Source organism: Methylomicrobium agile (assembly GCF_000733855.1).
GTDB lineage: Bacteria > Pseudomonadota > Gammaproteobacteria > Methylococcales > Methylomonadaceae > Methylomicrobium > Methylomicrobium agile.
Genome location: NZ_JPOJ01000001.1, coordinates 2,199,324 through 2,223,101, shown reverse-complemented (window position 1 = coordinate 2,223,101; position 23,778 = coordinate 2,199,324). Strand labels below are relative to the sequence as shown.

General features: G+C 54.4%; 20 protein-coding genes. 5 read left to right on the top strand and 15 right to left on the bottom strand.

The features are described from left to right. Window positions 1–42 precede the first annotated feature (42 nt). The 3 genes from CC94_RS0110410 to CC94_RS0110400 form a co-directional block, all read right to left on the bottom strand. Entirely contained in the window at window positions 43–540 is a 498-nt protein-coding gene (locus CC94_RS0110410; RefSeq protein WP_005369589.1) for a GNAT family N-acetyltransferase, read from the bottom strand. Then, window positions 540–845: a type II toxin-antitoxin system TacA family antitoxin gene (locus CC94_RS0110405; protein ID WP_245549462.1), complete on the bottom strand. Its 306-nt coding sequence runs from the start codon at window positions 843–845 to the stop codon at window positions 540–542. The genes CC94_RS0110410 and CC94_RS0110405 overlap by 1 nt, the downstream gene beginning before the upstream one ends. Before the next feature lie 244 nt (window positions 846–1,089). After that, window positions 1,090–1,707 carry a DsbA family protein gene (locus tag CC94_RS0110400; RefSeq protein WP_005369580.1) on the bottom strand — a complete coding sequence of 206 codons (618 nt, stop codon included), beginning with the start codon at window positions 1,705–1,707 and terminating at the stop codon, window positions 1,090–1,092. Window positions 1,708–1,927: 220 nt separating this feature from the next. On the opposite strand from CC94_RS0110400, the gene CC94_RS0110395 reads away from it, so the two are divergent. Continuing rightward, on the top strand, window positions 1,928–2,773 hold the full coding sequence (locus CC94_RS0110395; RefSeq protein ID WP_005369571.1) for an SDR family NAD(P)-dependent oxidoreductase: 846 nt from the start codon (window positions 1,928–1,930) through the stop codon (window positions 2,771–2,773). A 111-nt stretch (window positions 2,774–2,884) separates the two neighbouring features. Here CC94_RS0110395 and CC94_RS0110390 read toward each other — a convergent pair whose 3' ends face one another. After that, the gene (locus CC94_RS0110390) at window positions 2,885–3,385 is read right to left on the bottom strand and encodes a hypothetical protein (RefSeq protein WP_031430781.1); all 501 of its coding nucleotides are present in this window, start codon (window positions 3,383–3,385) and stop codon (window positions 2,885–2,887) included. A 155-nt stretch (window positions 3,386–3,540) separates the two neighbouring features. Beyond that, window positions 3,541–3,945, bottom strand: coding sequence for a hypothetical protein (locus CC94_RS24725; protein WP_245619740.1), 405 nt, complete (start codon window positions 3,943–3,945; stop codon window positions 3,541–3,543). Window positions 3,946–4,363: 418 nt separating this feature from the next. On the opposite strand from CC94_RS24725, the gene CC94_RS0110380 reads away from it, so the two are divergent. Continuing rightward, window positions 4,364–4,744: a hypothetical protein gene (locus CC94_RS0110380; RefSeq protein ID WP_031430778.1), complete on the top strand. Its 381-nt coding sequence runs from the start codon at window positions 4,364–4,366 to the stop codon at window positions 4,742–4,744. On the opposite strand, the gene CC94_RS0110375 is transcribed toward CC94_RS0110380, so the two are convergent. From CC94_RS0110375 to ssb, 10 genes are all read right to left on the bottom strand, one after another. Further along, a complete protein-coding gene (locus tag CC94_RS0110375; RefSeq protein WP_031430777.1) occupies window positions 4,719–5,255 on the bottom strand; it encodes a hypothetical protein in 537 nt (178 codons plus the stop codon). The two genes, CC94_RS0110380 and CC94_RS0110375, sit on opposite strands and share 26 nt — an antisense overlap. A gap of 350 nt (window positions 5,256–5,605) precedes the next feature. Continuing rightward, complete coding sequence (locus CC94_RS0110370) at window positions 5,606–7,390, bottom strand: VWA domain-containing protein (protein WP_031430776.1); 1,785 nt, start codon at window positions 7,388–7,390, stop codon at window positions 5,606–5,608. Between the two features lie 88 nt (window positions 7,391–7,478). Continuing rightward, complete coding sequence (locus CC94_RS0110365) at window positions 7,479–8,828, bottom strand: DUF3150 domain-containing protein (RefSeq protein WP_031430774.1); 1,350 nt, start codon at window positions 8,826–8,828, stop codon at window positions 7,479–7,481. Window positions 8,829–8,919: 91 nt separating this feature from the next. After that, the gene (locus CC94_RS0110360; RefSeq protein ID WP_031430773.1) at window positions 8,920–9,648 is read right to left on the bottom strand and encodes a hypothetical protein; all 729 of its coding nucleotides are present in this window, start codon (window positions 9,646–9,648) and stop codon (window positions 8,920–8,922) included. A 2-nt stretch (window positions 9,649–9,650) separates the two neighbouring features. Next, complete coding sequence (locus tag CC94_RS0110355; RefSeq protein WP_031430771.1) at window positions 9,651–10,592, bottom strand: AAA family ATPase; 942 nt, start codon at window positions 10,590–10,592, stop codon at window positions 9,651–9,653. A 138-nt stretch (window positions 10,593–10,730) separates the two neighbouring features. Then, the gene (locus tag CC94_RS0110350; RefSeq protein WP_031430769.1) at window positions 10,731–10,946 is read right to left on the bottom strand and encodes a hypothetical protein; all 216 of its coding nucleotides are present in this window, start codon (window positions 10,944–10,946) and stop codon (window positions 10,731–10,733) included. A 378-nt stretch (window positions 10,947–11,324) separates the two neighbouring features. Beyond that, window positions 11,325–12,293: a YqaJ viral recombinase family nuclease gene (locus CC94_RS21465; protein WP_245619739.1), complete on the bottom strand. Its 969-nt coding sequence runs from the start codon at window positions 12,291–12,293 to the stop codon at window positions 11,325–11,327. Then, window positions 12,293–12,625, bottom strand: coding sequence for a hypothetical protein (locus CC94_RS23040; protein ID WP_084675330.1), 333 nt, complete (start codon window positions 12,623–12,625; stop codon window positions 12,293–12,295). Before CC94_RS23040 ends, CC94_RS21465 begins: the two co-directional genes overlap by 1 nt. Window positions 12,626–12,745: 120 nt before the next feature. Further along, window positions 12,746–13,792: a phage recombination protein Bet gene (gene bet / locus CC94_RS0110335; RefSeq protein ID WP_031430768.1), complete on the bottom strand. Its 1,047-nt coding sequence runs from the start codon at window positions 13,790–13,792 to the stop codon at window positions 12,746–12,748. Window positions 13,793–13,964: 172 nt separating this feature from the next. Continuing rightward, complete coding sequence (gene ssb, locus CC94_RS21460; protein ID WP_036303908.1) at window positions 13,965–14,402, bottom strand: single-stranded DNA-binding protein; 438 nt, start codon at window positions 14,400–14,402, stop codon at window positions 13,965–13,967. 468 nt (window positions 14,403–14,870) lie between these two features. On the opposite strand from ssb, the gene CC94_RS0110325 reads away from it, so the two are divergent. The 3 genes from CC94_RS0110325 to CC94_RS0110315 all read left to right on the top strand — a co-directional run bounded on the left by CC94_RS0110325 (window position 14,871) and on the right by CC94_RS0110315 (window position 23,770). Next, window positions 14,871–15,527 (top strand): hypothetical protein, encoded by a 657-nt coding sequence (locus tag CC94_RS0110325; protein ID WP_031430764.1) that lies wholly within the window; start codon window positions 14,871–14,873, stop codon window positions 15,525–15,527. A gap of 174 nt (window positions 15,528–15,701) precedes the next feature. Next, complete coding sequence (locus tag CC94_RS0110320) at window positions 15,702–20,999, top strand: DEAD/DEAH box helicase (RefSeq protein WP_031430763.1); 5,298 nt, start codon at window positions 15,702–15,704, stop codon at window positions 20,997–20,999. Continuing rightward, window positions 20,996–23,770 carry a helicase-related protein gene (locus CC94_RS0110315; RefSeq protein ID WP_031430761.1) on the top strand — a complete coding sequence of 925 codons (2,775 nt, stop codon included), beginning with the start codon at window positions 20,996–20,998 and terminating at the stop codon, window positions 23,768–23,770. The genes CC94_RS0110320 and CC94_RS0110315 overlap by 4 nt, the downstream gene beginning before the upstream one ends. The last annotated feature ends 8 nt before the right edge of the window (window positions 23,771–23,778 follow it).

Genomic DNA, 23,778 nt, shown 5'->3' with positions numbered 1-23,778 from the left:
AGAAGGTCACGGTCTGGGAATCCTACCTGCGACGTTCCTGCGTCATTTGTGGTCGTGTTCCGCAACTTTTCGCTTCAATGACAAGATCAACGTCATTGGCTGGGTCGGTGAAGCCACAAAGCCATGATGTTCATAAAAAGCCTTAGCTTCAGCGGAGAGGGCATGCACCAAAAGGCCTCGAATGCCGAGAATTTCACTCGCGTGGAGCGTGCGCAGCACTGCGTCTTGCAACAGTGCGACGCCCACGCCTCGACCTTGCCACGCTTGATGGATGGCCAGACGGCCGAGTATGGCGACCGGTACGGGATCTGGCATATTGCGACGCAGTAAAGCCGGCGCATCGCTCAAGGCCAACGCCCCGGAGGCTAGGCAGTAATAGCCGACCACCTGCGTCCTTTCAGCGACCACATAGGTCCGTGAGGCGCCGCTTACCTGATTAGAACGAGCGCGCCGCTTAAGCCAGTCGTCCAGACTATCGACTCCGCAGGCAAAGTCATCCAGCCGATGTTCCGGCGAGAGCGGAGCCGGGGCGGATAGCATTATTCCTGCCAGGGTTTGGCAGCAGCCATCAGGCGTTCAAACCCTTCACCGCTCGGCGGCTGATCCAGCACCTCGAGAAAATGGTCATACGTTTTTTGATCGACGCGCACGAGGGTTTGATCGAGCAAGGATTCTTCAGCGGCACGGCGCGCTGCATCAATCATAAAGTCTGAGCGCGTCTTACCCTGGGCCTTGGCGGCTCTGTCAATCAAGGAACGAATGTCACTGCGCACCCGTAAATTGACTGCCTGGGTTTGCGTATCCGTGGGTGTTTGGTGCTTAGGGGGCATGGCAACCTCTTTCATTATCTGTAGGAATGAATCCTAACATAGTAGATACACATTGTGTATCTCATTTTTAATTGATCGATCCCTCGCACGGTCCGATCTTCGTAGCCGACGCCGATGCGCTTCGGAGCGGGTTGTCGGCACCTAAGCGCTTTTTGCACAGAGTTGAGCTCTTCTTCATGGTGACGAGAGTCCGGTTATCGGGGCAAGCTCGAACAATTGGATGCCGAAAGCCTTGCGCAGGTGCGCACCGCCAAATTGACTAACATAGGCGCCTGATTTGATGAAGTACGGCCTTGGCATCATTGTAGTCATATTGGATGGCGGTAAAGACACCTTCTTTTTCCAATAAGAGTGTCGGAAAACCTTTTACTTCCAGTCTGCGAGTGCATTCAATCTCTTTTAACAGCTCCTCCTGGACGGCTAGACTTTCGATATCCGCTGAAAAGAGCGCCCCATCCAAACCGATCTCACCGGCAAGTTCAATCAGCGTGTTTTTATCGGCAGGATTTCTTGCCTCCAAATAGTAGGCCTGTTGGATTGCCAGGATCATCTTTTCTTCATGGCCGGAATTTTGTCGCCGGGCAGCGATGACGGCACGACAGGCCGCATAAGTGGACCGCCGAGGCACACATTTCTCCCAGAATTCAAAATTGAACGGCGTCCCGGGAACCGTGTGTTGGATTTTTTGCCAGATACTTCTCAGCTTGGTCTGCATTTCTGCCGGCATCGTTTGATCCGTGTCCGGAGCCAGACCTCCCAGAACACGTTGGCTATGCACATGATCTGGAAGACCCGCAACGATTTCTTGCCAGCGCGGACTGAAGGCCCAACACCAACTGCACATGGGATCATGGAAGTAGTAAAGCGTAAGCGGCATAGCCGAACCTGTGCGAATGAGAGGTGATCAAAATTTTATCGCCACTGAGCCTTATGAAATTTATTATAGAGACAGGACTGACAATCAGTCCCGGATATTGACTTCCTTCTAAAGGTCAATAGATAGCATCTGCATTTTTCCGTATAACCGTTCCGGCATTTTTGTATTTTGTTTCAAAAGTAACATGGTAAATTCCAAATCAATGCGCTGAGGTTTTGAAATGATGGCTTTCCCCTCACCTTCTTCAAACAACCGAAATGCCGAAGCCAAGGTCTTTCTGGTCACCGGCGCGACCGGCGCGATGGGTCAAGCCATTGCCCGGCAATTGGCTGCAACCCCGGATTCCGAGGTCGTGCTGGTCTGCCGCCATCAAGATAAGGCCAAACAGGCGGTCAAGGAAATCGTCGATTCGACAGGAAATTCCAGGGTGCGTTATGAACTTGCCGACTTGAGCCGGCAGGATGACATCCGCGGACTGGTGGCGCGCTGGACAGGTCCCCTGCACGTCTTGATCAACAATGCCGCCTGCACGCCGCGCACCCGGCAGGAGACGCCCGAGGGCATCGAAATGCAGTTTGCCACCAATGTGCTCGGTTATTTTTGGTTAACCGAGGCATTCACGCCGGTTTTAAAAACATCTGCACCCGCGCGTGTCGTCAATGTCGCCAGCTACTGGGCCGGCGGCCTGGATTTAAACGATTTGGAATTTGTCCGCCGACGCTACGACAACGACACCGCCTACCGTCAGTCCAAACAGGCCGACCGCATGCTGAGCGCTGCCTTTGCTGAAACGCTCGCGCCTTACCGCATCAGCGTCAATGCCTGCCATCCCGGCGACGTCCATTCGACATTAAGCCATAATCTGGGGTTCGGAGGTCACGAAACGCCGGACCAGGGGGCTGCGACGCCTGTCTGGCTGGCGACCCATCCCGTCGGCCAGCAATCTACCGGACGCTATTTCGAGCACAGGTGCGAGTCCAACTGCGCTTTCAGCCGCGACAGGCAGGCGGTACGCACCCTCTATGAGCTATGCGCCAACTACTCAAACGGTAAACTCCGGCGCTAACCAGCGATTTTTGCAGGATGCTTGATCACCCATCCCGGCGGGATGGCGTATCCCGCAAGGAATGGATGAATACACACAGTAAACCCCGTGTCATGTCGGTTTGATCCGGTGCTAACGCCGTGCAAACCGATGCCCTTGCATGAAATCCCGATACTGCTGGGCCTCAAGTTTGGACTGAAACCGCGCATGCACGACATCGTCGATCCATACTTCCCATGGCAAGCGTTGCAGAGCGCCCTTGACCAGGGTAACGTCGCCCACCCGAAACGTCGCATGCTGATAGAGTACCTTGCGCGGGGTATCGATGCGGATGATGCAATGATCCAGCAATGCCGGTCCGCCGATTTCGCCGGGCTCGACCAGTAACGGGACTTTGATAGGACCCGTCGACCGGCCTATACAACCGATGACATCGTGTTCCTCGTGCCAGGACTGACCGGTTGCCGGGTCGCCGTAAAACAGCCGGATCTTGCGCCGGCTTTGCCGCAACTGTTCCAACAGCTCGATAACCGGTACCGGTGTCTCGGCATGGAAACAGGTGCCGGATGGCAACCGGCGATAGTGCACGCACTGGCCATTGCCGAAGCGATATGCAAAGATTTCTGGATTCATGATGACTGTCCTCAAAAAAACGGAAATGTCATGAATCCCCGGCCGGGAATGAGACATTCCCGTTCGGGTTGATAAAATGAACCCCGCAACAAATGACGGAGCTAACTCGAGTTGTGATGATTAACGCTGTTTTAGCCAACCATCGGCTGAAAGACTCAGGTTGGCAGCGCGCTCTTGCCCAAGGCTTGCAGTGCCAAGGGTACCCACGGATCCAAATCTTCCCAGTTGATGCTGCCGCCGTTGGCTTCGCCCTGTTGATAGGCTTCGACCAATCCACGGCAGACCTGCATGGCCGCTTGTTCCTTTTTCAGTTGTTGTACCGAGTAGTCGGGATCCGGCCATCGCTCGACTGCCACGCATTCCCAAACCAACCTCTCATCACCCGACTCCTGGTAATCGTCGGCCAATAAGGGCATCGCCGCGGTATCATCCCAGATCGTGGCCTCATTGAATGCCTGTTCGGCGATCTGTTGGGCGACTTCGGGACTCTCCGCTTCAATACCCACCGAGACACGATGGACATAATCGATTTCATACGAGACGACAAAGTGTTGCGTCATGGCTATTCTCCACAATGATCGACGGTAAGCCTCCTTCCATGGAAGGAAGGTTCCCGTCAGGTTAAAGTGCAATGTCTTCGCTGTGTAGCGAGACGATTTCTTTGTGACACCCGGGGCAGCGATCATGACAAGCGCAGTCCCATTCATCCTGCCAATCGAGTAGGCAATACGGGCAACGGTAATCATTGAGGTACTTGGCGATCGTGTCATCAGCCATTGCTTGACTGATAGGAATACGGGATTGGGACATGAGTGATCTCCAAAAGAATGTGGCAGGAAACCCATCCGTCAGGATGGCTGTTCCGGCCGGATAATTGAAGCGGATAAGACCCCAAAATATAGCCTGCCCAGCCCGCTTGATTTTGCATAAAAAACGGATTATGGTAGCTATCTTTCACGAATTAACGGGAAATAAGCCATGTTTGAGCCGATTTTACGCATTTTTGATTTCCTCAGTCCGAACCGGACAGAGACTCGACATCAACCGCCTAAACCGATGGCAATTCCGGTCGATGAGCGACTCAAAACCATTCAACAGTGCGAACACATTTTCAAAAAACTCGATGCGGTAGAAGCCGAGGTGTTGAGCCGAATTGCCAACCCGGAGCAAGCCTGGCCCTTTTTATGTCGAATCCGGCAACTCAGACGCGAGACCCAGAGTGACCTGTTATCGCTGTTGCCGGAGGGCAGTTGGGTCTTTAGCGCTGACTCCCCTGCCCTCGACAGCCCGGTTCGCGCGGCTAGCACACGAACCGGCGCACCCTTGCAGGTGTTCAATGGCGGGCTGGCTGATTATTAGGTGGTGTCGTTCCGCCACCCTTTAATGCTTCCCTGAGTTGAAAAACCTGCTGGGCGGTTTTGGATGAAGTGTCATCGGTGACCGCCTGAACCGGCTGGGTTTTAGCCTTGCGGCGTTTTTTGACTTCCGGTTCGGGACTCACGTCCACCGGTTTGATCTTGTGTAATTCCCGCTCCAGCTTGGCGATTTCAATTTCCACCTCATACAACTTGATGGTTTTCTGTTTGGCTTGATATTGAAGCTCCAGACGATCAAGTTCATTGCCCGAGCTGCTGTTGCGCCGTTGTATTTCCCGGCGCACCATTTCCGACATCGCCTCCCAATCGACCGCTTGGCTGATTCGAGGCAGGACGACCGGCACGGCCTTTCGGGCTGACCGCCCCGCAGTGTGGCGCCGGATGGCGGATAAACCGTTTTTCACGATCACGAATAGTTGAAAGGCCGTTGCCCAGATCACCCGCAGCGCGAGAATGAACATCGCCACGATGATGATGCCAAAGATAAAGTTCATTGAAGATCTCCTGTTTGAAAGTTAAACACCTGTCTTCGAATGAACTGCGCCCGGCGGGCGATGATCGCCCGAAGCGGGATTGAGTGGAATACAGCTTGAGGTTGCAAAATGCGCTTGAACATCGGGCTTAACGCACCCGATCCGCATAGATGATTCTATGCGCCGCCTGTAGACGGTACGCCGGCCAATGCCGGATTCAGCATTCTCGAACGAATGCATGAAATGTCTGTTTTTCCGATGATCTCGGTCTGTCCAATATCATGGGAAAAATACATGGATGATTTGACTACCAATAGCCACAATCCCTGAACTGATACTCAGGGATTGGGCTACGGATAACGACCTGGTATTTAGGCCGCCGCTAACAGCACCGCTTTCGACAGCGCGAACAATTGGGTTCTGAGCTCCCTCAGTTCGTTGATCATGATCGCCGCCGGAAACAGATGGCTGACATCGATGCCCAAGCCCACACCCACGGTCTCAATTCCGCTGTTACGGCAGCGCTGCAAAATCTCCAGCGTACTCAGGATGTCGTTGGGCTGACCGTCGGTCATCACCAGCAACACCTTGCGCGGTTCCCGGCAACGGAGCAACGCCGCGGCGGCAAACCAGACGGCTTCCGTCATCGGCGTCGTGCCGCTGGCTCGTAACGAGAACGCCGCAGAATTTGCGCGAACGCGTTCGCCGTGTTCCAGCAGACGAAACACCGACGTGTCATCCCTGCCGGGAAAGGCCGTCATGCCCGGATTAACCCCGGCTATGCCCTCGAATGCCAAAGCCAGTGCCATGGATGCTTCCAAGGCGATCGATAGCCGGTTTGTCACAGACTGATGCTTATCGCCCAACACCGGTTCATCCATGCTGTCGGACTTGTCCAGCAGCAGATGGATGGCGGTATTCGGCGCGGATTTGACGACACGGCGCGCAAACACCTTAGGATCGCCCAGAGCAAGTTGAGGAAGCCGCCGGCCGATCACGCGCCGACCCCGGCATGCGGGATGGCTTCGATTGAGGCTTTGCGATTGCACCCAGCCTTGCAAGGCGGCACGAATTTTCACCGATTCGCTTTGTACGCGGTTGAGCAGGTTCAGGCCCGCCGCTGCATTACCCAGTGGCTTGAGCCCGACCGGCATCACCGTCTCAGGCGCATCCCGAACGTCCAGTGCCAAAGCGGACTTGACCACATCAAACACGTCGCGGTCGAAGTCTGCATCCGAAGCCGATTGCAGCGTTGCCATCAAAGACGGGTAGTCCGGCCCGTCTGCTTGCCCGGCCAATTCCTTGTCAGACATTTGGCTGGGCATGAAATCGTTGCCGGCCGAGTCATCGCGATCGGTGGCTTCGTCTGGGCCGGAAGATCCCGCTGAAGAATCAGCATCATCCGTGTTTGAAGTTGTATGATCGTGACCATCGTCAGGTTCAGTTTCGCCTTTGCTTCCGTTCGCTTCGGCATCAGTATCTCCCTGAACCGGCTGGTTTTGCTGTTGCTGCGTGTCTTCCTGTGCAGGGCTCTCACATTCCTGTTCAATGAGGGTCAGGATGCGGTCCGCCAGGTACAGACAATCGGCTTCCGAAGTCAGGCTATCCGGGACTTCGGATAGCAGCCCTTTCAGTCGTATCACCGCACCGGTCGGAAAATGGGATTTCAGCACCTGCTCGCTGATTTCGACCAAAGGATTCAGGGCCGTCTGACCGAGCACGCGTGCCCTTAGGCTTTTCAGCACATAGCCGTACAACACGTTGGCCGGGTGATCGTCCTGATTGGCGGCAACAAAGCCGCCGCTCGCGATCATTTTTTCGATCACCGTGCGCAGCGTGAGCCGGGTCCCGGGAAAGTCCTTGGCCAGCTCGTATTCGATGCGGACATCTTCGATGGCGCCGCACAGCCGTCGTCGCAATACCGACGGCCCATAAGTAATGGTAAAGTCGGAATAGCGAAGATGCGCGGCTTCGTGCGCCAACAATCCCCAGGCATAATCCTGATAATCGGGATCGTTGCCGTTGTAAGCCGGCAATTGAATCAACTTGCCGTCGGTATAGGCTTGATCGCCGCCGACTTTGACCTGGATGCCGAAGCGGTTACCGATGGCAGCCGCCACAATCGGAAAAGCATGGTGTAAGGTGTTATCTCTCATGGCTTGCTCCTAAAAGTGAGGGGCAAGCCACCGCCCCAAAGGGACAGTGAATTGCCCCGTTGGGTATCAAATAAATGAATGCTATTCGTTAAAACCAATAATCGGGGTCTGCAACTGCCTGATCGTCGCCATCGTCTACCGTCATCACCGTTTCCGGCTCAGCATTAGACGATCTTGACTTGTCCGGATTGGACGCCTCGATGGTTACGGCTGTAAGAACAGTGGGATTTGACGGATGTCCCGTGCTTTCGGCTATAAGGATGGGTTCGTCCAAACTCTCCGTTCGGCGATCACCCTGTTCCATATCCCCTGCCCCCTCGTCCTCGAAAATGCCATCGAACAACCCGGAAAACAGATCACTGTCCGGACTGGCTTCGTTATTTTCTCGGGATGCGACCGTGCCCCCACCTCCATCGGTCTCGACTGCGGTGGATGGGTCATCCTGTCCATAAGCCATTTCGATGTCACTGTCAGACAGTACTGAGGGCGATAAAAGCGGTAACGGTAAAGACTGATCCGCCGTTGCCAGCAAATCAGGGGTTTCTGCAAGATCATCCTCCGCTTCCGTTCCGGCATCATTCATTGCATAATTTTGCTCGGCCAGCAGCCCTTCGCCGTGGCGCCGGGTTTTGTCCGGATCGGCCAACAGCATGGCGGTGGCGAGAATCTCTTGCAGGATACTGCCGGTAATCGCGCCTTTGTCAGGAATCCTCGCCAATAGCGCATCGATGGTGCCGACCACGGGCGCCACCCGGTAATCGAGAAAACCCAAACCATCGAGCTTGTCACGCATGCGGCGAATCGGCCGGAGCGCATTGCGCGTGACCTGATCCTTACCCAATAGCGATTGCTCGATCAATAGATTGGCCTCTACCGAGATTTCATAGAACATCTGCTCGCTCAAGGTACCAATTTTGGTTTCCAGACGCGCAAGGTCTTCCGCTGGCAACGTGTCCGGCACGCCGACCGTAACGATCAAAAAGTCAAACGATAAACGCGTCGAAACGAACTCCACCGAATCCACCGCTTGCTCGATAATGTCGGCAAATTCCGGATGGCGAACCACCCAGTCTGTCACTGCGGCATCGTAGCCGGCCAAAAACTCCGCTTTGGCATGGGCAAAGTCCTGGGCAATCCGTTCAAGCTCGAGGGTAATGCCGGCGGCAGATTCGCTGGGAATCGCAAAACCGCCCAAAAACCGGGTGCCGACCCGCAAACAGATGCGTTCGGCTTCCTTTTTCAGGCGGTTGAATACCGTCAGCCGATCCGGATCGAGCAAACGCTTGGAACCCAGACTGGCTAAATCCTCGGGCGGCAATTTGCTGCCATCGGCGAGCACCAGGTCTTCCTTTTTCAGTTTTTTGCGGGCGCCGTAAATGTTGGCTTCGACTTTCACCAACACGACGCGGTCTAAGATGATATTGGCTGCTTGGGTCATACAAACCTCCTTGGGAGAAAGAGGCGCAGCCGGCCCGGATGGGCAAGCGCACCCCTTCCGGGTTAAAGTAAAAATGAACGGGATTAATCTTCTAAAACCAACGATCGTCTGTATCGGATAAAACCGAGGCCAGATTCAACCGAGGTTTCAGTAAACCTAACATTTCAGCCGTTCCTCTGATTCGGTCGAGATCCGTGCCAAAAAAAACCAACACGTCCTGTTCGGCCTTCAGATCGGCTGAAACCTCGCGGCTGCTTTCGGTTGCTATACCGATCTCAACGCCGGCAAAGCCCTGCTGTTTTAACGTCATCAAAAACAGCCAGGGCAGAACGCCATGGGCGGGTCTGATCTGGCCGCTTTGCGAAAACGGCGCGGCGCCCAGTGCCAGAGCGCTCAATCGCTGCCAGCCTTCCCAGAGGGAATGAGGCATCGCGGCATGGTCCGGCAAGGATTGAATCACATCGATCAGACGCCTGATTTCGCTGGCCAAGGCCAGACAGACTTCCTGACTTGCCCGGCAATCGATATGCCAATACAAGGCTCCACCCGAAGTAGCCGGTGGATCGGGCTTGGCTGGCTCAGAAAAAAGCACGTGTCCTTCGCTGTCTATAGCCACCTCGGCGACGAATACATAGCCTTTGGCCTGTTTTTGCTTTTCGAGGTCGAATTGCCTCACCCCCCTCCGGGTATTTACCCCAGGCAAACGCGGAGCGGTTCTGCCCCAACGAGTCGTGATCGTACCGTCCGCATTCGCCCTGACCGCCCAGTCTTTCGAGCGGCCATCGCTGTGGCGATAACGGTATAAACGCCACGCCGCCATGACTACGCCTGCCAGTCATCGCCGAACACGTCCTTGGCGATGCGATGAATCGCTTCGCGTTCCGACGGTTCCGCCCGGAAAGTCAAGGCTCTGTCCAGGGAATAGGCCAAGGCATTGGGGGCACTTTTAAAGGTCGCTACCAGTGTCGCCCACCGCACTAAACCGCGGGTCGATAGCGTAACCGACAACATCCCTGCGCCATCCTGACCGCCCATGAAGACCTTGCGGATCTGATTGGCGACTTTGATCATGCTTTCGCGCAGCGTTTCCGGCATGCTGGGGACGACATCGGCCAAGAGTTTCATTTCGTCTTCGGGCTCGGGATAGCCCACTTCCATCAAACGAAACCGGTCCAGAAAGGCCAGGTTCTGTCTCAATACGCCCTGATACAAACCCGACTGATCGCCTGCACCCTGGCTATTGCCGGTGGCGACCAGCCTAAACTTGGGATGCGGTAGGATCACGTCCCCGGTCTGCGGAATCGTCAACGGCTTGCCTTCAACGACTTCGTTCAAACCGATCAATTCGGCCGGGTCGACCGCATCGATTTCATTGATCAACAAGATGTGTCCGAGGCGAACCGCCCGCGTCAACGGACCGTCGATCCATTTCATGGCGCCGCCATCGACCAGCATGTATTGGCCGAGCAAATCGTTCAGTTCCAGGCGGCCGTGTCCGGTGACGGAATGGACGCCCCAATGCAGCCGGGCGGCCACTTGCTCCAAGAGCGACGTTTTACCGGAGCCGGTGGGGCCGGTCAGATACAAGCCATCGCCATTGGCCGAGCCCAGAAACGCCAGCACATCGCGCAGATGATCCTTGCGAAACACATAGGCCTTTTTGATCGGCACATACGGATTGTGCGCCGGGCTAAAACCTTCCACTTTCATCGAAGCGGGCGCAGGAATGCCGAAGGTGTCGGCAATGGAATACTGTTGCATCATGGTGAACTCCTTAAGTTTGGGTTGAAACCCGAAACCGGAGACACACCCTACCCCTGAAGGGTGCTGTGTCTCCTTCGGGTGAGTAGATTCCCTGGCAGTCCAGGGGATGAATAATGTGTAAAGGTAAAAAAATCGGGATCAGTGGGCCATGGACAAGCGCATGATATTCGCCAGTTCGGCGCGGGCAACCATTTCTTCGTCCATAAAACGCAAGATCCGGCGAATGTCGGCTTTCAAGTCGCGGTCGCGGCTTTCACCCAACAGTTGCCGCACGCATTGCTGTTTAGTCCTGATCTCTTCCAGACTGGCCGTTTCCAGCCAGGCATATAAGGTTTTCCAAAAGTCTTTGTTCATGAGAGACCTCCTCTGATTAAAATAAGGGGCCACCCTGACCCGGCGGGACGATGAACCCCGACGGGACGACAACATCAGGCTTGACGCACCTGATACAGGAGAGGGGTGACCTTTCCTGCCGCTCAACAGCGGAACGCCGGCAAGCGCCGGATTCGGGGTTCCTCGAAAGGAACGCCTGAATGTTCTGGCTTTTCCTCTGGCCTTGGCGCGCAAGGACAGAGGAAAAACCGGAAAAACGGGCCGATCAAACTGACATCCTTGGAGATGCCGGTCCCCGGCAAAAGGATCAGGACACCCCGCAGGCCCAATAGGCCATGCAGGGGTCCAGTTCCATTAAAGACAACCTTCAGAACCAGTAATCGACACCCGCCAGGTCTTTCAACGCTTCCGCATCGAAAGGCACTTCCACACGCTTTCCGTCGTCATCTCGACAGGTGATTCGAACCCGCTCGGAGGGTTTTTTCCGGTAGGGTTCCAGCGCCGGTTCCGGCACCTCCGGCAGCATGGCGTTAAGGACCGCTTTGTAATCAATGCCCCCTGCACGTGAAAGCGGCTGATCCGCAATCCGGAGTGCTCGGCCGCCAGGAAGGGTCCCATCAAACCGACCAACGTGTGTTCGATCGTGGCTTGCTGCAATTCCATCGCTTTGAGCTGGGCTTTGATATCGTCGATTTTCTCCGCATTCTGGCGATAGTCAGCGGCCAATCGTTGCCACTGCTGCTCATCATTCCCTTGGGGTAGATAAAGATCGCGTTCCGGATCTTTTTTCGGCTCCCGACCGGTTTTGACGTCCGACCAGAAATCCATGGCCGTTTCGATCAGTTGCGTGAGAAAGGCTTCGTCACGCTTGATCACGAACTCGACGTCCTGCCCCTGGTGATAAAAAAACAAAAACCCGCGCGCGGCTTCGGCGACCAGGAGCTGTTGTTGCACCTGGCACCAATACAGTTGATAGGCCACCGATTGCTCGCGGTTTAACAGCACCTCCAGAAAAGTGGATTCATGCGGACATTTCACTTCCACGGGCTCATGGCTTTCGGACAACCCATCGAACGATGCCCGCATCTGGGGATAGCGCTCCGATTCACCGCAGAGCGGCAACAACAGCACATCGTGCTTATCCTCAAAACGTTGCAGCGCTTGCGGCTCGCATTCGAGGCCTAGGCGAATCAATGGATTATTTTCCAGCGGCTGTTCCAACACGAGTCCTTTCTTCTCCGCCCATAGCCGCCAGGGCGTCTTGTACGGAGAGCGGTTCATGATGATCGCCGCCTCACTGGCGCTGATGCCTTGTGTCCGCCATAACCGCCATTCGGACGAGCGCTGCGAAACATTGATGACTTTCATCACTCCACCCCGTGCAGCTGGATGCAGCACCCCCAACGCAGCGTCGATTGCCCGAGCTTGACGAGCTGCGCATCACAACGCCGGGTCCAGTGATAGTCATCAAAGATCAGCAGAATGGAGTCAGCTGTTGTCACACAGTGACCGCCATAGCTTTCGACCAGGCTGTGAAGCTGGGTTTTTGATAACGTAGCAGTGTTTTTGACTGTCCCTTCCGGTTTCCAGGCCCGTTCCAAAAAACTGCGGCCATGTCGGCGAATCACGGTGGGCGAGTCGTAACGATGCCAGTCCGTATGGCAAGGTATTCGATTGAATGATTGATCGATGGCGTTCATGACATCTCCTTTTAATACAGGACGTCATGCCATTCACCCAGAGGGCGAAACATGACGCCCTGGAAGGGTGGATAACGACCGGCTGAGTAACCGGCGTAAAATGTAAAGGCTTGACCTCAATTAGCGTAACGAACCCAAGGTCTCACGGGCCTTATGCAAGGCTTCCGAGGCTACCGTGGACACGGGCGGCATCGAAGCTTCGTCGATGGCCTGATTTCCAGGATCGATGGGATTCGATGCCGCTTTCGCCGCTTGTGACGCCTTGTCCAGTTCGGTAATGGCATAGGTCAATTCCAGCCCCGCAAACTTGTTGTTGGCGTAGTCGTAGGCAGCCTTCCAGGCACCGGCCATGGCCGTGCGCCTGACCAGTTCCGCGACCGCTTTCTGGACCTTGGGACTGATCATCGACAGATCGATCACGCGGGGACCGGTATCGGCATCAGTCCCGCCATCGACCGCATCGAGACGGCTGGCACTGCCGTTAATCACGGCGCCGTCGTTCAGGTCGTCAAGGCTTTTGCCGTCCATCTCCTCAGCGGCATAACCGCATTCCTCCGGAAAGGCGGCGCGCAGCGAGGCGGCTTTACCGCATTTCCCTAACTGGCCCTTGGGTCGTTTGATCCACATGGCCGTCGGCAGCTGGGAGTTTTTACCGCCCGCGGTGCTGTAGGCCTCCATCCAGTACACTTCCTCGGTAAAGGCGCAGTGGCGGCCGCCGACCAGACGGTAAACCGTCACCGCTACCCATTCGGGAAAGGTCACGGTGACCGCGCTTTCCTGCCAGGTATCGGTGTCGTCTTTGAATTTACCGGTAAAGGTGTGAGTCACATCGGGCCCCCAGACCGGCCGATCCATGCCCGCCCAAAGCCCGGTCCGGGTTGCCGTGGTCTGTATTTCCATAATCGATGGCCAGACAGTTTCCACATTGCGTCCCAAGGCGGTGCTCCACATCGGCACGATATGCACGGGTTTTTTGAAAATATCGAGCTTGCGGGCCCTGCAATAATCCAGCGCCATCATGATGGCTTCGGGGGTTTTTGCCGTCGGAAAGGTCACTTCGGTGAGCACTTTCCAGGATTGCTCCGAGAGCCCGTAAACCTGATGCGCGTCGACCGGCATCGGCAGGTTCCGGGCTTTTGGCTGCGTGTTTTTGGATGGATAGCTCATTGCGTTTCTCCTTAATAAAGTGAGGACGCAATGCCCCAGACGGGGAATGGCATCCCCATGGGGTTTAAGAAACCGAAACAGCGCAGGCTGCAACGGCAGGGTTAATGATTACTCGAGATGAAAAGCTTTTTTCTGTGAGTTGAAAAATTAACTCACCAATTGATCATCTTGATCATCGCCCTTCCCATCCGCGTCGAGCCGATGAGTTCGAGCGGTGTTGCCGAGGCTTTGCGAAACTCGGCTTATCGCAGTTCCCGACAGCCGCCTCGTAACCGTTTGTCCGATCCAGGATTTGCAGATCGTTGGCGACCACTTCGGTGGTCGTGCGTTTCTCACCGTCTTTCTCCCATTGCTGGGTTCGTAAACTGCCTTCGACGTAGATCTTGCTGCCTTTCCTCAGTAACTCACCGGCAATTTCAGCCAAGCGGCGATAAAACACCACCTGGTGCCATTCGGTACGCTCCTGCTGAGTGCCGTTTTGATCTTTCCAGACTTCGCCCGTTGCCAGACGAATCACCGTAACCCTGTCGCCATTGGCTAAAAACCGGATATCTGGATTGGCGCCCAAGTTGCCGACCAGGATGACTTTGTTAACACCGCGACTTGCCATACTGCTAACCTCCTCCGTCCGTGCCCGGATCAAGACTTGAATTAAAACCCACCGGCACGGCTGTGAGTTTTATGCTCGGGAGGCAAATCACCCCGGCCGGGGAATTGGCTTTCCCAGAACAGGATTAACAAATGCACAATGCATTCACATCATCGGGCTTAACGCACCCGACTCGTCGATGAATATCATCCACGCCGCCTGCAGGCGGAACGCCGACGCAAAGTCGGTCCACAGCGTCTCGTAAGACGGCAGGAAATGTTATGTCTCCATTTGATCAGCAAAAAAGTACCCATGGGAAAAGCCAGGCTGATTTAAAAACGAAAGTCAGCGCCATTGCCAAACATTGAAGCGGATAACTCAGTATCACTGTCAGCAATAGATCGTTAAATCGGCCATTTTTTGCACGGTTAGTCAGAACAAAGCAACTTACTATCGGGCGAGATACGGCAATTATTCAGAGGAAATGGCATGGCAGACCTAACAGCACCAGAAAAGACCGTCCGCCCGGCCATCAGTCGTCCGGTTTTCGAACGCACCATCAAAATCCAGAGCGAACAAGCCATTCGGGTGATTCGCCGGAGCTACGGCCGCTTGATTCGCTCGTTGTATGCGATTGACGTCACCTTGCGAATCGTCGGCGCGGAACAGGCGATTGATGATATCGAAGAGATCGTCAGTAACATGATCGGCGACTGTGCACGGCAACTGCAGCAGGAAAAAGCCCGGCTCGATAAACTCTGCGCCGATAACGGCATTGCTGAATCGCCGCGCTATACCCACCCGACGGATTTCAAAGCCCGCATCACCTCACCGCAGATCGCTCAGTTTGTGGAGCTGATCCGCTTGCTGGACCAGCTGATGATCGCCATGGATACGCTATGGCTTTGCCAGATATTAACGAGCAAGCAATGCTCAACCGCACGGTATCAATGGCAACAACGGTTACACCGATTAGCACGGCGTATTGTCTCGATTGAACAGAGGGCGCATCAAGCCGCTTATGCAAAAGGCAAAGGCGAAGAAGTACGTACAGCCCGAGAAGAATCGGGGCTATTGGCGGAACCGGAGACGATGTCTGAAAACGACAACGATTATGAATCCGAAGAAAAGGGTGTTGGGAACTGATGTAATCAGTCGATCGCTTGTTAAAATCCATTGCCCAAGCACGCCAGTCGATGGTTGTTTTCTAGCCAGTTTTATTGTTTATTAGTTATTTTGTCCCATAATTCTGCCAGCTAACCACTTATAATAGGTGGGGCATCCTCTAGAATCAGAGACCAAATTAACAATAGCAATCAAATGAACAATGTCTTCGAATTTCGCAATGAGCTTATCGCCGATTACAGCGCTTTCTCGCGCAGCTTTACCAGCATTTCCGCGCCGGACATAGCGAAAGAAGTCGAAAGACAATACGATGCTGGTCGTTACTGGCCGGAGCCGCTCATTCAGATCAATGCTAACTACCAACGTAAGGCAACTGTACAGCAGTTGGTTGAACAGGGAATCCTTCATAAACAATGTGCTGAAATTTTCCAAGTCAACAAATTGGAAAATAATCCTCAGCCGCTGCATCTTTATACCCATCAGATTGAGGCCATAGCGAAGGCGCAGTCAAGCCAAAGCTATGTGGTCACTACGGGCACAGGATCAGGTAAATCGTTGACTTTTTTCATCCCGATTATCGACCGAATTCTTAAATCGAAACAGCTTGATACCGCCGCTAGAACGCGAGCTATCGTGATTTATCCGATGAACGCGTTGGCGAACAGCCAATTGGAGGAACTCAGCAAGTTTTTATACGGATTTGATGCAAATAATCAGCCATTTACAGTTGCCCGCTACACCGGACAGGAATCCACTGCAGAACGAGAAGCTATCGCCGACAACCCGCCGGATATTCTGTTGACCAACTTCATGATGTTGGAGCTGATCCTCACTCGCTATGAAGATACTGATCGTCGTGTTGTCGAGCATTGCAAAGGACTGAACTTTCTGATCCTCGATGAACTGCATACCTATCGAGGCCGTCAGGGTGCTGACGTTGCTTTACTGGTCCGTCGCTTGCGGGAGCGATTACATGCTGAACAGATGATTTGCATCGGTACATCCGCAACCATGTCCAGTACGGGCAACGTCAACGATCAAATGAAAACCGTAGCCGAGGTTTCAAGTAAACTATTCGGCACCCCCATTTCCGCGAATGATATTATTCGTGAAACACTTGAACGCGTAACCGACCCTTTCAAGGACGTTGCATCTGTTCGCGCGCAACTCTCCGCGTGTCTGAGCCAGGAGAAATTCACTTGGCCAACTTTTGAAGCGTTTCGTCAGGATCCGCTGGCTATCTGGGTCGAGTTGAATTTGGGTATCGAACTACCGACCGAAGGCGAACCACACCGAGCCAAACCGCTCAGTTTGACGGAAGCGTCAACCCGATTGGCACAAGATGCCGGCTGTTCAGAAGCTGTTGCCAAAGCCGGATTGCAGAAATTCCTGATCGCGGTTCAGCATGAAGTTACGACTCCACAGGGACGTTCGCCTTTTGCATTCAAACTCCATCAATTCATCAGTGGTCCTGGAAAAGTTCACACCACTCTGGAAGCAATAGACCAAAGACAAATCACCCTCGATGCTCAACGTTTCGCACCAGGTCGGCAAACCGAATCGGTGCTCTTGTACCCTACCCATTTCTGCCGTGAATGCGGCCAGGAATACCACCCCGTATGGCGAGAAGAACAAGGTAGCGTAAATTATTATAAGCCTCGTGAAATCGACGATATCAGCGCCGATGACAATGAAGACGTAAAATTCGGCTTTTTGTGCCCATCAAAACTTGATCAACAATATCAAGGTGGTCTGGAGGATCTACCGGAAATCTGGCTCGACCTCACAAAAGCAGAGCCAAAAATAAAAAGCGCCTATAAAAAAGCTGTACCTCTTGCTACCCGCGTCGATGCACAAGGTTGCGAAGGTCGAGGCGAAAATTATTGGTTTATCCCCGGCAAATTTCGTTTTTGTCTGAGTTGTGGTTTTGTCCACGAGGCGCATGGTAAAGACATTAACCGCCTAGCCAGTCTATCTGGTGAAGGCCGTTCATCGGCAACGACCATGTTAACGCTTAGTGCTTTGCGTCAGTTGTTCATGCAAACTGACTTCCCGGAAGGCGTGCCAGATCCTCGAAAATTACTCGGCTTTACCGATAACCGTCAGGATGCCGCACTGCAAGCCGGACACTTTAATGATTTTGTGTTTTTGCTGACATTACGTGCCGGTCTGATTGCGGCTTTGCAAAACAATGCTGGCTTGCTCACCGAAGAGCATTTAGCCGATGAAGTTTTCAAAGCACTCGGCTTCGATCGGATCGACGCCGTTACCCTGGCGGAATATTTACGCACCCCTAAATTGATGGGGCTTGCCCGGCAAGAAGCGCAACGGACGCTCCGTTTCATCTTAGGCTATCGTTTATTCAGGGATTTACGACGCGGCTGGCGTTTCAACAACCCTAATCTCGACCAGCTCAATCTATTGACGATTCAGTATCGGGGATTGGAAGAATTTTGCGCCGACGACGCCGTGTTCGGCCAGCCGGGTACCGTATTGCGAAGCCTTGATCCAACCACGCGAGCTGATTTCTGTCAGCTGGTGTTCGATGAAATGCGCCGGGCGCTATGTCTGGAAAGCCGTTATCTGGATGCCGTCGAGCAAGACAAGGCCAAAACGACAGCCCATCAATACCTCAACGAACGCTGGGCATTTGCGCCTGACGAGTCGCTGGCCACCTCAAAATACCTGATTCTCGGCAAACGACCCGAATACAAAGGCAAACCGCGTACCGATTTGGTCAGTGCCGGCCCACGCTCCCGTATCGCCAAACAGATCAAGCGTGCCGAATTCTGGAAAAACTCGCCATTCGCAAATCTTATATCCGCGTGGAAAGAACAGGAGTTCGTCAATGTGCTTGAGCTCTTGTTACACGCGGCTGCTAACTACGGTTACGTCCATAAGCACACAATCGATAACTCGATATTGGGTTGGCGCTTGAACGCGGCAGCCATGGATTGGCTCATCCCCCCAAAAAAAGAAGCCGATGATTCAATCAAAACCAATGCCTTTTTCCGCCAGCTCTACTTGATGATGGCGGAAATGATCAAATTACCCTCTCACCCCTTGTTTGATTTTGAAGCTCACGAACATACCGCTCAGGTCGATGCCGCACGCCGGCAATTGCTGGAGCAACGCTTCCGCTTTACCGACAAGGACCGGCAGGACTGGGCCGATAATCCGGCCCACGAAGCACCTTTGGAGCGTCTGCCGGTGATGTTTTGCTCACCCACTATGGAATTGGGCGTCGACATTTCCGCGCTGAATACCGTCTATCTGCGCAATGTGCCACCCACGCCAGCAAATTATGCACAGCGTAGTGGCCGCGCCGGTCGCTCCGGTCAGCAAGCTTTAGTGGTGACCTACTGCGCCGCACAAAGCCCGCATGACCAATGGTTTTTTCATCATGCCGATAAGATGGTGCACGGCATCGTTAAACCACCTACATTGGATCTGGCAAACCGCGATTTAGTCGAAAGTCATCTGCATGCTGTCTGGCTGGCATGCTGCGAAGTGGAGCTTGATAGCAGCATTGCGCCCTTGGTTGAATTAGGGCAAGACGACAAGCCGATCAAACCCAATCTGCTGGATCGCCTCAGCAACCCCGAAGTTCTGGCGACAGCAAGCCAGGCAGCCCAGCGCGTAATTGACCAACTGCAGACCGAAATCAAGGATGCCGGCTGGTACCATACCGACTATGTTGACCTGGTTATCAACGATTCGCCGAAGGCTTTTGCCGACGCCCTCGATCGTTGGCGGACGCTGTTTGAAGCCACCCGCAAACAAATGGACATGGCCGACAGCATTGTCAAAAGTCATACCGCTTCAAATACTGAAAGGGATAATGCTCGCCGCCGCTATGGTGATGCCGCACGGCAATATTCCGTGCTGTTAAAAAACAGCAATACGCAAAATTCTGATTTTTATACCTATCGTTATCTGGCCAGCCAAGGTTTTCTGCCCGGTTATAACTTCCCACGGTTGCCATTGATGGCTTGGATTCCGGCGCGAGGCGGTACCGGCAACAACGGCAAAAATGACGAAGGCAGTATGGTCAGTCGGCCGCGCTTTTTGGCTTTGTCCGAATTCGGTCCCCGCAGCCTGATCTATCATGAGGGCCAGATGTATCGCGTTATCCGCGCCAAGTTGAATGTCGGATCGGCCGATCATGTTTCCGGCAACAGCACCTTGGGTACGGTATCTGCACTGGTCTGCAGCCAGTGCGGTTACGGTCATTTAGGCGAAGAAAACGGGGCGGCGCCGCTGGAAAATTGCTGCGAAAACTGTGGCGCTTTGCTCACGCAACACGATTGGGTCAATCAGCTTTATCGAATCGAGACCGTGGAAACGCTACCGGTCGAGCGTATTTCAATCAACGACGAAGAACGCCAGCGCCAGGGCTTCGAGCTACAAACCACCTACCGTTTTTTGCCGGGCGCCAACGGCGAGATACAGAAGCAAGACGCTCATGTTGTTCATCAAGATGAAACGCTCTGTTCCATCACCTATTCGCCGGCTGCACGGATCTGGCGTATCAACCGGGGTTGGCGTCGCCGTAAGGATAAAAATCAACTGGGATTTTACATCAACCCGATCACCGGCGTCTGGAGCAAGCAAGACGATCCCGGTCAAAACGAATCCGCAGACAATGACGAAGCGTTGCTGGATAAAGTCCCCAATCAACGTATCGTGCCGTTTGTCGAAGACCATCGCAATGTTCTGATTCTGACCCCGGTGAAGCCCTTGTCCGTTACCGCGATGGCAACGTTGCAATCGGCGCTGAAACGCGGCATCGAACAGACTTTTCAAATCGAAGAGTCCGAATTGGTGGTGGAACCCTTACCGACCACCGATAACCGCCAAGCGTTGTTGTTCTATGAAGCGGCAGAAGGCGGCGCCGGCGTATTGACCCGCTTGATCGGCGAGCCGGCCAGTCTGTCCTGGGTCGCAAAAGCGACACTTAACCTGATGCACTACGAGAAAATCGATCAGGCGGATAGTGCTGAACGACTTTTACAAAGCGAGCAAAAGACTATTGCCGGGGACAGTATTTGCGAAGCGGGCTGTTACCAATGCTTATTGTCCTATTACAATCAGCCGGACCACGATCATATCGATCGCCGCGACTCCGATGCCTTGAGTTTATTGATCGGCTTGGTTCATGCGACGGTTGCGCCGACGGATAGACAAAGCCATGCCGAACAACCTCCTTCCGCCAAAAGTGATCTTGTCAGTGAATGGCTGGCCGCATTGCGGTCACATAAGCTGAAGCAGCCCGACGCAACTGAAGTCTCCATCAATCAGGCACAGGCGACAGCGGCCGGGCAGTATAAAAGCCAGCGTGTACTGGTGTTTGTCGAAGCCGTCCCCGACGACATAAAAAATCAATTGCAAGACAAAGGCTGGCAGGTATTGGACTTTTCCAACCCGTCTGAGTGGCCCCTTTTATTTGAAAACTACGCCGATCTTCTCGGCAAACAAGAGAGCATTGCATGAACATGCCCGCCCCGACTTTCAGTATCGGCAACCTGGTGCGCGCCCGTGGCCGCGAATGGGTCGTTCAACCCGATTCCAAAGCCGATTGGCTGCGATTGCGTCCCTTGGGCGGCGCCGATGATGACATCATTGCGCTGATCCCGGAGCTTGAATTACAGCTCGTCGAAGCGGCGACCTTTCCCTGGCCAAACCCGGAAAAACCGGGTAACCATGCTTCCGCCTTGTTGTTGCGCGACGCCCTACGCCTCAAACTGCGCGCCGGCGGCGGGCCGTTCCGTTCCTTCGGCAATATCGCTGTCGAACCGCGTGCCTATCAACTTGTGCCGTTATTGATGGCGCTGCGTTTAACCACAGTCAGATTGCTGATAGCCGACGACGTAGGGATCGGCAAAACGATCGAAGCCGGCCTGATCGTGCGTGAATTGATGGACCGCGGCGAAATTGGCCGTCTAGCCGTCCTATGTCCACCGCACTTGGTCGATCAATGGCAAAACGAACTGGAAGAGCGTTTTAACCTGCATGCCGTGGCGCTCACTTCCGCCAGCGCGGCCCGTATCGAGCGCGATTTACCGCACGGCGTTAGCTTGTTCGATCATCACCCCTGCGTCGTGGTGAGCCTGGATTACATCAAAAGCGAACGCCACCGTGAACACTTTCTCGCCATCGCTCCCGAATGCGTGATCGTCGATGAAGCCCACACTTGCGCGAGCAGCGGCCAAGGCAAGCAGTTGCGCTTTGAATTGTTGCAGCGCCTGGTTGCCGATGAAGAACGGCATTTGCTGTTGTTGACGGCAACGCCTCACTCCGGCGACGAAGCGGCCTTTTATAATTTACTGTCGCTGCTGAATCCCAAATTCGCTGAATTGCAGCATCGTACCTCCTCTACCGACCCGCTCCGCCAGGAACTCGCCCGTCATTTCGTGCAACGCCGGCGAAAGGACATCGACGAATGGCATGACACTCGCGGTTTTCCGAAGCGGATGACCACCGAAATCACTTATCAGCTCAGCGGCGCCTGGGGAAATTTTTTCGATGACGTGCAAACCTATTGCCGTGAACTGGCCGAATCGGTCGAGCAGTCGGGAAACGGCAGCGCCCGCCTGATTTGGTACGCCACGCTGGCCTTGCTGCGTTGTGTCGCGTCATCCCCGGCCGCAGCCGTCAAAGCGCTGAATACCCGGCTCGCAGGCGCCTTGGATAACGACACCTGTTTGAGCGACGATCGGCTTTACGATGGTCAGGCCGACGATCTGGCCGGGAGCGATCTGGAACCCCCCGCGCAATGGCAGGATGTCGATCGCTTACAAAACCTGATCGTGCAGGCTAAAAGCCTCAGCGGTAAAATTGGCGATCCAAAACTGGCGGTGCTCATCGAACACATCAGACATCTGCTCGCGGAAGGCTATCACCCGGTGATCTTCTGCCGTTATATCGCCACCGCGCATTACGTCGCCGACCATTTGCGTAAACAGTTCCCGGAGGTTTCCATCGCAGCCGTTACCGGCGAATACACCCCGGAAGAGCGCGAACAGCGCGTACAAGCCTTAGATGAGACCGATCAACGCTTGCTGGTCGCTACCGACTGTCTGTCCGAGGGCATCAACCTGCAACATTTGTTCACCGCCGTCGTCCATTACGATCTGGCTTGGAATCCCACCCGCCATGAACAGCGCGAAGGCCGCGTCGACCGTTTTGGCCAGCAGGCGCCGGAAGTGCGCTGTTCCATGCTATATGGCCAGGACAATCCGGTTGATGGCTTCGTGTTGAATGTCATCCTGCGCAAAGCTGATGCGATTCGTCAGGAACTGGGGGTTCTGGTGCCGATGCCGGAGGATGAAACCCGGATCAACCAGGCGCTGGTCAAGGCGGCGCTGATGAAGCGCGGCGAATCCCAGAAATCCTCCTTTCAAAGCAGCCTGTTTGATTTCGCAGATGCCGAAGAACCTCTTAAACCACTGCAAGCGCAATGGCGCGACGCCCTGGAAAAAGCCAAAATCAATCGTACCGTCTTTGCCCAGCGCAGGATCCGCCCGGAGGAGGTCATGCCGGAATGGCAAAAGCAGCAAACCGCTTTGGGTACCGAAGAAGACGTCAAACGCTTTGTGCAAACTGCGTGCGCCCGACTCAACGCACCGCTGGAGGGAGGAAAACGCAATATCTACAAATTGCTGCCCCAACATTTTCCGGAAGCATTAAAACAGCGTTTCGTCGATGAAGGGGTCGATAAACCCCTATTCCTGAACTTTACAGAACTGCACCGCAGTCATCCGGTAGTCGCCTTGCTGGCCGAACATTTGCTGGAAGATGCCTTGTTGGGCGATAAGCCTTTGGCGGCCCGCTGCGCAGCTACGGTAACCGAATCTGTCGATGTCGTTACCACCCTGTATTTGCTCCGCTTGCGTCATCAACTCAGCTATGTGCGGCGCCGCCAACCCTATCAATTAATGGCTGAAGAAACTGTTACCTTGGCTGTGCGGGGTCGCACCCAACCTGAATGGCTAATCGACGAAAATGCCGACGAATTATTGAAATGCCAGCCCAGCGGCAACCTGCCGCCCGCCGTCATGCAACGGGAAATCACCCAGGCACTGGATTTCATTCAATCCCAGTCGCTCCGTATTGAAGAGCTGGCCCGGCTACGCTCCGAAGCCTTGCTTGCCGATCACCAACGGGTGCGCGAAGCGGCCCGCGATGTCGGCCAATACAGCATCGCGCCTTGCCTGCCGGTCGATGTGATCGGCGTTTATGTGTTACTCCCCGACGCACTGTAAGGAAACTG